The organism is Streptomyces sp. MGP-P1 (genome assembly GCF_057766565.1).
In genome coordinates this window covers 1013910-1026203 of sequence record NZ_JBYMEM010000006.1, presented here as the reverse complement: position 1 = coordinate 1026203, position 12294 = coordinate 1013910, and the positions used below count along the sequence as shown (strand labels likewise).

7 protein-coding genes and 2 pseudogenes are annotated in these 12294 nt (G+C 70.9%); 5 read left to right on the top strand and 4 right to left on the bottom strand.

The window, feature by feature from the left end; genetic code table 11:
* Positions 1-41: 41 nt before the first annotated feature.
* Positions 42-3910, bottom strand: a pseudogene (locus AC3CH1_RS20305) (endo-alpha-N-acetylgalactosaminidase family protein).
* 387 nt (positions 3911-4297) lie between these two features.
* Between AC3CH1_RS20305 and AC3CH1_RS20300 the strand changes: the two are divergent.
* The gene (locus AC3CH1_RS20300) at positions 4298-5509 is read left to right on the top strand and encodes a glycoside hydrolase family 64 protein (RefSeq protein ID WP_488464453.1); all 1212 of its coding nucleotides are present in this window, start codon (positions 4298-4300) and stop codon (positions 5507-5509) included.
* A gap of 158 nt (positions 5510-5667) precedes the next feature.
* A complete protein-coding gene (locus AC3CH1_RS20295) occupies positions 5668-6420 on the top strand; it encodes a peptidoglycan-binding domain-containing protein (protein WP_488464220.1) in 753 nt (250 codons plus the stop codon).
* Positions 6421-6482: 62 nt separating this feature from the next.
* On the opposite strand, the gene AC3CH1_RS20290 is transcribed toward AC3CH1_RS20295, so the two are convergent.
* Complete coding sequence (locus AC3CH1_RS20290; RefSeq protein ID WP_488464219.1) at positions 6483-7007, bottom strand: hypothetical protein; 525 nt, start codon at positions 7005-7007, stop codon at positions 6483-6485.
* 235 nt (positions 7008-7242) lie between these two features.
* Between AC3CH1_RS20290 and AC3CH1_RS20285 the strand changes: the two are divergent.
* The 3 genes and pseudogenes from AC3CH1_RS20285 to AC3CH1_RS20275 form a co-directional block, all read left to right on the top strand.
* Positions 7243-7632 (top strand): annotated as a pseudogene (locus AC3CH1_RS20285) (mycothiol transferase); the annotation flags it as partial.
* Between the two features lie 489 nt (positions 7633-8121).
* A complete protein-coding gene (locus AC3CH1_RS20280) occupies positions 8122-9285 on the top strand; it encodes a DNA gyrase subunit B (protein WP_488464452.1) in 1164 nt (387 codons plus the stop codon).
* Positions 9286-9539: 254 nt separating this feature from the next.
* Positions 9540-10160 carry a YceI family protein gene (locus tag AC3CH1_RS20275; protein ID WP_488464218.1) on the top strand — a complete coding sequence of 207 codons (621 nt, stop codon included), beginning with the start codon at positions 9540-9542 and terminating at the stop codon, positions 10158-10160.
* Between the two features lie 116 nt (positions 10161-10276).
* Here the strand turns inward: AC3CH1_RS20275 and AC3CH1_RS20270 are convergent, their stop codons facing one another.
* Both AC3CH1_RS20270 and AC3CH1_RS20265 read right to left on the bottom strand, forming a co-directional pair.
* Positions 10277-11305: an iron-siderophore ABC transporter substrate-binding protein gene (locus tag AC3CH1_RS20270; RefSeq protein ID WP_488464217.1), complete on the bottom strand. Its 1029-nt coding sequence runs from the start codon at positions 11303-11305 to the stop codon at positions 10277-10279.
* A gap of 82 nt (positions 11306-11387) precedes the next feature.
* Positions 11388-12239: an ABC transporter ATP-binding protein gene (locus AC3CH1_RS20265; protein ID WP_488464451.1), complete on the bottom strand. Its 852-nt coding sequence runs from the start codon at positions 12237-12239 to the stop codon at positions 11388-11390.
* Positions 12240-12294 lie beyond the last annotated feature (55 nt).

Genomic DNA, 12294 nt, shown 5'->3' with positions numbered 1-12294 from the left:
CCCTGCCGTTCACCGTGCCCGGGGAGCCGGGCGGACGGCGGTCAGCCTCCGCAGTGGAAGCGGGCGTCGCCCCAGTCGGCGTGGTCGTTGCCGTTGCCGTCGCCGCCGTCCTGGACGATCAGCTCGACGTACTTCGCGCCGGTGACGTCGGCGCCGAGCTGCCAGGCGGGGGCGGCCGCCCCCAGCACCGGTGACGCCACCTTCTCCGTGCCGTCCGCGGTGACCGAGAAGCGCACACTGCCCCGGGAGGTCTGGACGTCGTCCACGCCCACCTCGGCGGTGAAGGAGGTGCACTTCCCGCCCAGGTAGTAGCGGATCTTCGCCGGTGCGTGCGTGCCCAGGCCCTTGGCGTAGGCGACGCCGCCGATCTTCAGGGGGCCGCCGTCACCGGCCCCGGACTCCCCGTTGGAGCGGTCGCGTTCGACCGGTCCCCAGCCGTTCTGCGAGGCGGTCCAGTCGAGGTCGCCGGCCCAGCTGTCCGCGGTGGGCGGCGGCGGGAGCGTACGGACGGAGGTTCCCGCGCCGAGCGTCCTGGCCGCTCCCCCGACGGTGTACGTGGCTTTCGCGTCCAGGGCGTACGTGTCGTAGGGGGCGTCGACCGGCGGGGTGACCCGCCAGCTGCCGGTGGCCTTCGCGCCCGGGGCGACCGAGTCGAAGGCGACCGCGCCCACGGGTTCGGCCTTCCAGCCCTCGGGCACGGTGAGTGCGAGCTCCACGCCGGTGGCGGCGCTCGCCTCGTCGTTGCCGAAGGTCGCCCTGACCGTGTTCGGGGCTCCCGGCTCCAGGGTCTCGGCGGCGGGGGCCACGTCGAGCGTGCCGCAGACCGCCTCCTGTCCGGCGGGGGCCGGTCCGAGGTCGGTCACGGTGAAGCCGTCGAGCACGAAGTCCGCGCCCTCGGGTGCTCCGGGCAGCTTGCGCAGCCCGGTCCAGGTGTCGCCGCAGCCCGCGGTGAGCGTCCGGCTGAACTTCCCGGTGGTGCGCTGCTGCCCGATCGGGGTGGCCCGGGTCTCGGTCGAGGAGGCCTTGCCGTCGGCGGCCCGGTCGTAGCCCTCCACCCAGCTGTAGGCCCCGGCGTGGCTGGACTGGTAGTCGAACGCGACCTCGTAACGGTGTCCGTCCTTCATCGGGACGGTCCAGGGGGCGGTGCGGTAGACGAGCCCGGTGTTCTCCTCGTGGGCCTTGAGGGACTCCTTCCCGCCGAGGACGTCGTCGACTCGCTTCCCGTTCCAGCCGGACTGGGTGTACGGGGCGTGGAGCTGCGAGATGCTGGTGCGGGGGTCGGTGGAGCCGCCCGCGTCGCCCTTGAGGAAGGGGCCCCAGCCCTGGTCGACGGCCTCGAAGTCCTCGTACGCCACCGTGCCGGTGCGGGTCGCGGGGGCGTTCTCGACGATCCGTACGTCATCGGCGCGGACCTTCGCCGCGGAGCCCGCGGCCGCCTCGATGCGCAGGGGGGTGCGACCGTTCGCGGGGGCGGTGAAGTTGACCTTGGCGCGCTGGAAGTAGGTGCCGTGCCAGTCGGAAGCGGCGACGAAGTCCTTTGCCGTGGAGCGCTCGACGGTCACGGTCTTCCCGCCCGCGCTCAACACCGTGCGCCGGCTCGCGCCGGGCTCGACCTCGATCAGGGCCGAGGCGGTGTAGCGCCTGCCGGGCTTGAGTCCGGTGACGTTCTGGGAGAGCGCGGCCGGCCCCGAGCCGGAGAGCTCGGCGCTGTTGCGGCCCTGCTCGTCGGTGTCGCGGGCCGCGGTGCCGGTCTTCGTCCAGCCCTTCAGGTCACGGTCGTTGAAGCCGGGGTCCTTCAGCCCGGTCCCCTTCCCCCAGGCGGCCGCCTTCTCCTTCTGCGCACGCTCGGGGTAGAGGACGTAGGCCTGTCCGGCGGTGGCGGTGAGGGTGATCCTCCCGTTCTCCGGGCGGACGGTGGCGACCTTCTTCCGGCCGTTGTCGGACAGCTCGTAGACGGTGTACGGGCCCTTGCCGGGCACCTCCCAGCTGCTGGTCCCGCCGGTCCCGCTGTAGTGGTAGAGCTTCTTGCCGCCGTCCCACGGCAGCAGGTAGTCGGTGCCGCTGAGCACCTTGCGGCCCTGGTCGTAGAAGGTCCGCTTCCCGTCCTCGACCGTGCCGCGCACCCCGCCGGTGAAGGTGATGTCGTTGCCGTCCCAGCGGGTGATCCGCTGCTGCTGGAGGTACTTCGCGGGCAGGTTCTTCTGCCAGATGTTGGCGGTGAAGGCGTTCCAGTCGGTCTCGCCGGTCCAGCCCTCGAAGTCCTCCAGGGCACTCTGGCCGAGTACCGGGTGGTTGTTCCAGATGTCCTTCTCGCCGTTGCGGATGAATCGGATGATCTGCGAGTTCAGACCCTTGTTGGTGGCCCCGCCGTAGTCGAGGTCGTTGGCCCAGTGCGACCAGAGCGAGGCGCGCTCGAACTTGTCGGCCCACTCGGTGCCTACGGTCCAGCCCTGCTTCTGTACGGCCTGGATCGTCTTGTCGGCGATCCAGCCGTGGCTGTAGTAGACGTCGATGTAGAGAAAGTCGAGGTTCTCGTCGGTCTCGTCGCGCAGTTGCTGGAAGCGCTTGGCCAGGTCGCCGCTGTTGATGTCGCGGCGCTGGTCGATGTAGTAGCTCTGGTTGAGCCAGTTCCAGCCGGGCTTGGTCTTGTCGACGAGCTGCTCGGAGAAGGCGTTGGCCTCCGGGTAGGACTCGGTGGCGTTCACGTGGACGCCGAAGTCGGCGCCCACTTCTCGCCGTCCTCGAGCAGGGTGTTGAGGTCCTTCAGCCCGCCGGCCCGCTTGTTGTAGTTGCCGCCGTAGTCCGGGTGGGCGGAGTCGTGGCCCTCGGAGCCGTACCCCTTGAGGACGGCGAGCTGGCCGAGGCCGTCGGTGGTCTTCGAGATCCGCTTGACGTCGTCGAGGGTGCGCAGGAACGGGTGGGTGGCCTGGCTGGCGAAGTTGAACGGGATGTGGGTGACGACCCGCTTCGCGGTGTCCTCGCTGCCCGGCGCGGTGACGCCGATGGTGCGGAAGGCGACGGCCCCGTCCTGCCAGTCGACGGCCTTGTCGCCGTTGGCGTCGGGGGTGACGACGACCTTGGCCCACGGCAGGTTCTCGCCGCTCTCGGGCTTCGGCGCGCCCTCGCCCCGGTAGGTCCACTGGCCGGACCAGACGCCGACCCGGACGCCGCCGCCCTCCTCGGTGCGCGCCTGGTGCCAGAAGCGGGCGTCGTCGCCGCCGGTGGCCCCGGCGGGCTTGTCGTACGAGGAGTTGGACTCGATCGCCGCGGCGAGTGAGCCGTTGTCGAGGATCGCGTAACTTGCCCCGACGGGCACGGAGTCGGGCTTGGTCTCCCCGGTGATCCTCGCGAAGACGTCGGCGGTGCGGGTGGAGTCCGGGTCGAGCTTCGTGAACGCGGTGGCGGCCCCGGCCTCGGCGGAGCCGACCGAGATCAGGTCGTGGCCGGGAATGTCGATGGTCCCGACCCGGAACGCCGCCGTGTCGCGGACTGCGGTCACCCTGAACGTGGTGACCCGTCCGGAGACGGTGAGCGAGGCGTCGATCTCGACGCCGGGCAGGGAGCCGAAGGCGAGCGTGTAGCGGGCAGCGGAGCGGGTGATCTTCGGCTTGCCCTTGAGCTGCACCGGACGGGCGGTCCCGTTGAGGGTGACGGCGGTGACCGGCCGGACGCTGCCGAGCAGCCGCTCGCCGCTCGCCCGGTCGGTGTACGACAGAACGCGCGGGAAGTCGTCGGCGACGGCGACGGCGAGCCGTTCGGATCCGATGACGGCGGAGCCCGCGGACTCCGCCGCCCCGGCCGGGGCGGGGGACGTATCGGCGGCTGCGGCGGGGAGGGCGGCCCCGGTGAGCGCCAGGACGGCTGCTGAGGCCGCGGCGACCAGGCCGGGGCGAGGGAATCTTGGCGACATGGCCCCTGAGTAGTCGCCGTGTCCGGACATCGTCAACGAACTTCGGCTCCAGGAGCCGACTCCGTCCAACAACCCCGGTGCGTTAGTCCAAGTCAGGACGGTGCGGGGCGGACAGGAGCCTCGTTCACCTCTTGGCCGTCGGCGCCCACGGGCGGTCACGGTTCGCACCCGCTCGGTTCCGGCAAGTACCCCTTCGGGGCGTCGAGTTGTGAAGACCCGGAGTTTTTGAGAGCGCTCTCAGTCACAAGTCTTGACGCTCGATCCGCTCCTCGCGAGAGTGGTGCGCACCGCAGGCACCCCCACGGTCCCGCACCTCCCCGCACCACCCCCCACCACCCGCCTGCGGCCCCCCACCACTTCGGGAGTCCCCTCGTGATCTCACGCCGAATGTTCCTGACCGGCGCCGCCGCCTCGGCCGCGGCGCTCACGTACCCCGCCTGGGGCACCGCGCTGAGCCCCCGCGCCTCCGCGGCCCCCGCGACCTGCGAACTGGCCCTGGAGAACAAGTCGTTGCCGGGCACGGTGCACGCGTATGTGACCGGCCACGAGCTGGGCACCGACCGCTGGGTGCTGCTCAAGCCGGACGGCGGCGTCTACCGCCCCGACTCCCCCGGCGCCCCTCGGACCCCGCTGCCCGTCGACTGCGCGATCCCGCTCAAGGGCGCGGGCGCGGGCCCGGTCGTGCTGACCCTGCCGCAGATGTACGGGGCGCGGGTCTACTTCGTCCGCGACGACAAGCTGGACTTCTACCTCAACCCGGGCCCCTCGCTGGTGGAGCCCGCCTTCGCGACGCCCACGGACCCCAACTACGGGCGCACCTGGTCGTTCTGCGAGTTCACCTTCAACACGCAGCAGCTGTACTCCAACATCAGCTACGTGGACCTGATCACCGCCCTTCCGATCGGGATCACGCTGGAGGGCGACGGGACGCACGTCGTCGCGCCGCACCCGGAGGGCGCGGTGCAGCGGATCGCGGACGACCTCACCGCCCAGGCCGCCGCCGACGGGCAGCCGTGGGACAAGCTGATCACCCGGAGCGACGACGGAGGCGTCCTGCGGGTCGTCTCGCCGCAGAACATCATGGCCCCGTACTTCGACCGGCCCGCCGAGATGCCGTTCCGGGACCTGTTCACCGCGCAGATCGACGAGGTCTGGGAGAAGTACCGCTCCGAGGACCTGCGCATCGACCTCCAGGGCGGCCGGGGCACGCTGGCCGGCCGGGTCAGCGGGGACACGCTGACCTTCCAGGGCGGCCACACCTTCGTCAAGCCGCAGACGAAGGACATCTTCACCTGCAATCACGGCCCGTTCACCAACAACCCGGGCGACTCCGACGACAAGAAGGCGATCCTGGCCCGGCTGGCGGCGGGCTTCAACCGCTCGATCATGCTGAGTCACCCGAGCCAGCCGAACGGCACGTCGACGGCGGACTACTACAAGGGAACCGTCACCAACCACTGGTCCCGGGTGGTCCACGCGAACAGCCCCATCGGTTACGCGTTCCCGTACGACGACGTCCGCCCGGACGGCCAGCCGGATGTCTCGGGCGCGGCGCACGACGGGAACCCGCGCCGCTTCACGGTGAGCGTGGGCTCCTGACGCCCGCCCGGTAGGCATGTGCGCCCCCGCCCCCGTGTCGCTTCGGGTGGGGGCGCACGCATGCGCGACCGACGCTGTGCGGGTCCATCCGATACGCCATCAATTGACATGTTGTGTGGCGTTCTTGACTTCGCCCGCGCGCCCCGGGACGGTTCCGTATGCGAACGAACCGACTCCCCCGCCGCGTGCTCGCGGCCGTCGCCGCCGGATTCCTGCTCACCGCAGCGGCTCCGGCGCACGCCGACCCCGCCCCGCCGCCGTCCCCCGCCCCGCCGTCCCCCGCCCCGCCGTCCCCCGCCCCGCCGTCCCCCGCCCCGCCGTCCCCCGCCCGGCAGGCTCCCGGCGCGCAGGCTCCCGGCGCGCACGGCCTGCGCGCCTTCCAGCAGAGCTACGGCCTGCCCGCGACCGGCCGGGTGGACACCGCCACCGCGCAGCTGCTCAGGTCGGCCCCGGACAGCGAGCTGCGGGTGTTCTTCGCCGCCGCGGCCGACCTCGGCCCGGAGCAGCTCGCCCACGCCCGGACGGTCATCGGCGTCGGGAAGGGGGCGGAGCTTTCCGAGGAGGCCCAGGTCATCGCGCTGATGACGGCCATGCAGGAGTCGAAGTTCGTCAACTACACGTCTCCGGTCGACCATGACTCGCTCGGCGTCTTCCAGCAACGTCCCAGCATGGGCTGGGGCACGCCGGCGCAGATCACCCATGTGCCGACCGCGTCGAAGTCCTTCTACGGGCTGCCCTCGCCCAGCGCGAATCCGGGGCTGCTCCAGATCGACGGCTGGGAGTCGATGGAGCCCGGCGACGTGTGCCAGGCGGTCCAGCGGTCCGCGCACCCGGACCGGTACGCGCAGTGGGAGGACTTCGCCCGGGACCTGCTGGAGCGGGAGGGCCCGGGCGTGGACCCGATCCCGTAGGGCCCGGTGCCATCAGGCGGTGGGGGTCGCCCCGGGGTGGGGCGACCCTTGGGCTTCCGCCGTCAGCAGCCGCCGCAGTTGTAGTACGTCACGTCCCAGTGGTTGCCCTCGTCCGCGTAGATGTTGCCGGAGCCGGACTGGTACTGGCGCGCGCCGTCGCCCCGCGTGCCGATGTAGGTGAAGGTGCGGGTGACGTAGTTGTTCAGGCAGGTGCTCTTGGAGAAGTCGAGCTTGTAGCCGTTCCAGTGGGAGTACGTGCCGCCGGCGTGCCCGGTCTCCGTACCGCCGGTGATGTTGAGCGCGCAGCCGGTGGCGCTCCTGAGGGTCTGCGCGCCCTGGGCGCTCGCCAGGTTGAGCTGGTCGAAGGACGTGCACGTGGGGACGTTCCGGTTGGAGCAGCCACCGGAGGACGACCAGGTCACCCCGGACGAGGTGAACCGGGAGGTCGCCTGCGCGTGGGTCAGCTTGGTCACGGCGTGCGCCTCGGTGGCGCCGCTGCCGAGGGCGCCGATGCCGGGCGCGAAGAGGGCGCCGAGGACGAGGGCCAGGGCGGTGAGGGCGGAGCGGAGTCGTGGACGGGTCACCATGGGGGATTCCTCCTGCTCATGACAAATCAGGGGACGTACGGGCGCGGGGCCGCGCACGCCGGGCAGGGAGATAGTGCCCGAGTTCTACGCGCGTCCGCCAGAGGGCGCGGCGCCTCAGCCTCTGGGGGCCTCGGGGGGGGCGGGCCCTACGTCACCGCGACCGGGTGTCAGGGCCGCCTTTCCGGCCGACCGGACACTCGGGCAACGAACCGGTGGATCACGTTAATGTTCCCGGATGACAGAGACACAACAACGGCGCGACGTGGGCCCGCCCGACAGCGGCTCCGACGAGAAGGCGACACTGCTCGCCTTCTTGAACTACGTCCGCGACGCGGTGATCTCGAAGGCGCGGGGCCTCGACGACAGGCAGGGGCGCACACCCGGCGTGCCGTCGGGGACCAGCGTTCTCGGCCTGGTCAAGCACCTGACCGCGGCGGAGCTCTACTGGTTCGCCTGGGCCTTCGAGGGTGCCGATATGGAGCATCCGGACTTCGGCATGGATCTCGCCGAGACGGACGGCGCGGCCGGTCTCCTCGCCGCCTATCGCCGCGCCATCGAGCGGTCCGACGAGATCATCGAACACTGTGGCGACTTGAGTCAGCCGTGTGCTCGATCGGCCGGCAAGGCGGCCGTCGTGCGATCGATGCGATGGGTGCTGGTGCACATGATCGAAGAGACGGCTCGCCAGCGGGTCACGCCGACATCCTCCGCGAGCAGGCCGACGGTTCCATCGGCAGGTAGTTGCCGCGCGCCACCCGAGCGGGCTCAGCCGTTTGCATCGAACCGCGAGCTTGCTCACCGTGTCTCGTCGCTACGGCACGGCGCCTCGCGGCGGTCCATGCGCGCCCGGTGGTCCATCGGGTCGAGCTTCGGCGCCCGCCCACCCGACAAAGGTGGAACGAGAGGCCTCAGAAGTGCCCGGAGTGAGGGCGTACGTGGCTTCGGCGGGGTCGCGGCCGCGTTCCGGGCCCGGTCCGCGGCCCGCCTGGCCGACTGCTTCCCGGCACGCTCCCACCCACCCGCTCGCGGCTTCGACCGAACACCTCTGACCTGGTGTTTTCATGGATCCTGCATAGGCTGCGGACATCTACCGAGCACTATGGGAGGGGTCTTCGTGAGCGGGAAGAGGATGGGGTACGGCGGTGTCGGGATCGAGTCGCTGGAGGGGCGGGAAGCCGTTCGGAAGCGGCCCGGTATGTGGGTTGGCTCGACGGGCGAACGCGGGCTGCACGAGTTGGTGTTCCAGGCCGTGGGCTGGTCCGTGAACCGTGTCCTGGCCGGCCGCGAAGGCGGCTCCGTCGACGTCACGCTGACCCAGGACGGCGGAGTGCGGGTCGCCGACGACGGACCTGAGGTTCCCTTCGGGGCCGACGCGGACAGCGGCGGCGGTCTCGAAATGCTGCTGACCGGTATGCCCGCCGCCGAACGCGGTGGTCGGCACATCGCGCACCTGAGCCCCGTCAACCGTGCGGGGCTCTTCGTGCCCAACGTTCTGTCGAGCAGGCTGACGGCCGAGGTGCGGCACGGGGGGACGCGTCGGGTCCAGGAGTACGCGCGCGGCATCGCGGCCGCCCGGCCCGTCGCCACGGGGCCGACGGCCGGAAACGGGACGGTCATCGCCTTCTGGCCCGACGCGGAGCTCTTCGAGACGACGCGGTGCTCGTTCGCCGTGCTGGCGGAGCGTTTCCGGCAGGTGTCCTTCCTCAACCGGGGCCTGGGCATCTCGTTGACCGACGAGCGCCCGGCGGGCGGCCCCCGGGCGGTCAGCTTCCGCTTTCCGGACGGCGTGCGGGACTTGGTGGCCGCCCTCGACGCGGAGAACGGGGCCTTCCCCCCTCCGGACGTCGTCGGCTTCGAGCAGGAGGATCCGCGAATGGCGGGGACGATGGAGGTGGCCCTGCTGTGGAGCGGCTCCCACCCGGAGCACGTACGCGGCTTCACCAACAGCCGGGCCACTCGCCAGGGAGGCACGCACGTGGATGGCTTCCGGGACGGAGTGGCGGCGGCGGTCACCGCGTACGCGCGTGAACGAGGGCTGCCGGCAGGGAACGGCGCTCCCCTGGCCGACCGGATCGGCGACGGCCTCACGGCAGTCGTGTCGGTGAAACTCGACCACCCCGAATACCTCGGCGCCACGCGCGAGTTGCTGGGCAACACCGAGGTGCGCGGCTGTGTCGGGGAGGCTGTCCGTGAACACCTCGGCCGATGGTTCGACGAGCAGCCGCAGCGCGCCGCGCAGATCGTCGACCGGATCCTCCGGACCGACCACCGGGACTGAACAGCCCGCAGAGCCGTGCGCGGCGGCGCGGACGGGCTCGTTCGCGTGCACCTGAGTCCGCTGAGCGCCGCAGGCGGCCAGTCCGGCCGGTTGTGCCGCTCAGAGCGTGCACGCGAATGCCCGGACACACGAATGCCCGGATCTAGATGTTGAACTTTGAACTAGATGGGGTTACAGTCGAACTCGTTGAAGGTTGAACAACACCTTCGGCACCGCTCGATCCACCCCCCGTAGCGCATCCCCGAGGAGGAGCCATGGCTCTGTTCACCCGTAAGTCGACCGCCGCCCCCACCGTCACCGAGGCCCCCGCGGTGGACCCGGCGCTGGCCGCCCTGACCGGCACGTACACCATCGACCCCTCGCACAGCAGCATCGGCTTCACCGTGCGCCACGCGATGGTCACGAACGTGCGCGGCTCCTTCGGCGAGCACGAGGGCACCCTGGTGGTGGACGGCACGGACCCGGCGAACTCCTCCGCCTCCATCGACGTGAAGATCGCCAGTGTCGACACCGGCATCGCCGACCGCGACGGCCACCTGGTCAGCGGCGACTTCTTCGACGCCGAGCAGTTCCCCCTCATGACGTTCCGCTCGACGAAGGCCGAGCAGCTGGGCGGCGAGGCGTACCGGATCGCCGGCGACCTGACCATCAAGGACGTCACGCGCCCCCTCTCCATCGACCTGGAGTTCAACGGCTCCGCCACCGACGTCTACGGCAACGAGCGCGTCGGCTTCGAGGGCAGCGCGGACATCCTGCGCTCCGACTGGGGCCTGACCTGGAACGCGGCGCTGGAGACCGGCGGCGTGATGGTCAGCGACAAGGTGAAGCTGACCTTCGACATCTCCGCGATCAAGGCCGCGGCCCCGGCGGCCTGACGCCCCGGCGGCCCGACACGACCGGCCGCCGCGCGCGTCCGCCCGGTACACAGCAGCGCCCCGCACCCGGTTCTCCCGGGGACGGGGCGCGCGGTGCGTTCGGTGCCGATTCGCGGCTACTTGGCGACCTTCTCCGCGAAGAGCGGGACGACCTTCTCCAGCGCGTACGAGACGGACAGGACCGAGTCCGTGGCGAAGGCCTGGGAGATGTCCTGGTCGTCGAAGACGATGTCGTGGCCCGCCTTGACCGACGGGACCGCCTTGTACAGCGGGTCGCCGCCGATGTCGGTGGCCGGAATGCCGATCGGCGCCATGACCGTGAGGTCGGCGTCGAGCAGGTCCAGGTTCTCCTTGGAGACCGGGACGGAGAATCCCTCGCCGGCCTTGGCCTCGGCCTCCGGGTTGTTCTCGAAGCCGAGCCGCTCGACGAAGTCGACGCGCCCGGTTCCACCGACGTAGACACCGAAGCCCTCGGAGGTGCGCGAGCCGACCGTGATGGTCTTGCCCTTGAACTCGGGGTGGGCCTTCGCGGCGGCCTCGAACTTCCTCTCGGTCTCCGCGATCAGCTTCTCACCCTTCTCCGGTACGCCCATCGCGGCGGCGATCATCGTGGTCTGCTGCTCCCACGAGAGCTTGTACTGGTCGCCGCCCTTCGGCACGCCGACGGTCGGGGCGATCTTCTTCAAAGTGTCGTAACGCGTCTGGTCGCCGCTGGACTTGGTGTCCAGGATCAGGTCCGGCTGGAGTGAGGCGATCTTCTCGAACTCCGGCTCCATGGTGCCGATCAGCTCCGGCTTCTCGTCGTACATGCCCTTGGCCCACGGGCCGACGCCCTCGCCGCCGAACGGCAGCCAGTCGCTGGCCCCGACCGGCTGGCCGCCGAGCGCGAGCACGGTCTCGGCGTCGCCCCAGCCGAGCGCGACGATGCGCTTGGGCTGCTTGTCGACGGTGACCTCGCCGAACTTCGTCGCCACCTTGGCGGGAAAGGCGCCCGCGGAAGCCCCTTCGGAGGCGGAGGAGGCGGAGCTGTCGGAACCGTCCGACGAGCCGCAGGCCGAGAGGCCGACGAGCAGGGCGGCGACAGCGCCGACCGCGAGGAGGGGGGTGCGGCGCAGGCGCCGGGTCCGGGGAGCGGAAGCGTTCATGCCTTTTAGGTTAGCCTCACCTAACGACAACGGTGCCATCGGGGTGGTCCCGTCCCGGAAACGACTACCCGGATATCGCGTCTCAGGCGGCCGGGCCCTTCACATGGTGGCGGCCCAGCGGCACGACCATCGGGGTGGCCGACGCCGGGTCCTCGATCACCGAGCAGCGCATGCCGAAGACCTCGCCGACCAGCTCCTCTGTCACGATGTCGACGGGCCGGCCCTCCGCGACGATCCGCCCAGCCTTCATGGCGATCATGTGGTCCGCGTACCGGCAGGCCAGGTTGAGGTCGTGCAGTACGGCCACCATGGTGACGCCCTGCTCGTGGTTGAGGTCGGTGAGCAGGTCCAGGACGTCCAGCTGGTGGCTGGCGTCCAGGAAGGTCGTCGGCTCGTCGAGCAGCAGGATGTCCGTGCGCTGGGCGAGCGCCATCGCGATCCACACCCGCTGGCGCTGGCCTCCGGACAGCTCGTCCACCGACCGGTCGGCGAGTTCGAGGACGTCGGTCGACAGGAGGGCCCGCGCGACCGCCTCGTCGTCCTCGGCGCTCCAGCGGCGGAACCAGCCCTGGTGCGGGTAGCGGCCACGTCCCACCAGGTCGGAGACGGTGATGCCCTCGGGGGCCGTCGGGCTCTGCGGCAGGATCCCGAGCACGGCGGCGACCTCCTTGGTCGGCATGTCCTGGATGGACCGGCCGTCCAGGAGCACCGCCCCGGCGGTCGGGGCCAGCAGCCGGGCCATCGCCCGCAACAGCGTCGACTTCCCACAGGCGTTGGGGCCGACGATGACGGTGATCCGGCCGGGCGGAACCGCCACGCTCAGGCCCGGGACGATCTCGCGTTCGCCGTAGCCGAGCCGGACGTCCCGGGCTTCCAGAGTGTGATCGGCCACGAGGGGGCCACGCCTTTCGTCGTCCTGTTGGTACGTCGCCATGTCCTGCTGGTACGTCGCCATGCCCTGTTGGTACGTCGCCATGCCCTGTTGGTAC

Excerpts from the sequence above, each read along its gene's own strand:
- AC3CH1_RS20270 (WP_488464217.1), bottom strand. The coding sequence starts at position 11,305 with ATGAACGCTTCCGCTCCCCGGACCCGGCGCCTGCGCCGCACCCCCCTC.
- AC3CH1_RS20265 (WP_488464451.1), bottom strand. The coding sequence starts at position 12,239 with ATGGCGACGTACCAACAGGACGACGAAAGGCGTGGCCCCCTCGTGGCC.
- AC3CH1_RS20275 (WP_488464218.1), top strand. The coding sequence starts at position 9,540 with ATGGCTCTGTTCACCCGTAAGTCGACCGCCGCCCCCACCGTCACCGAG.
- AC3CH1_RS20300 (WP_488464453.1), top strand. The coding sequence starts at position 4,298 with ATGTTCCTGACCGGCGCCGCCGCCTCGGCCGCGGCGCTCACGTACCCC.
- AC3CH1_RS20290 (WP_488464219.1), bottom strand. The coding sequence starts at position 7,007 with ATGGTGACCCGTCCACGACTCCGCTCCGCCCTCACCGCCCTGGCCCTC.
- AC3CH1_RS20295 (WP_488464220.1), top strand. The coding sequence starts at position 5,668 with ATGCGAACGAACCGACTCCCCCGCCGCGTGCTCGCGGCCGTCGCCGCC.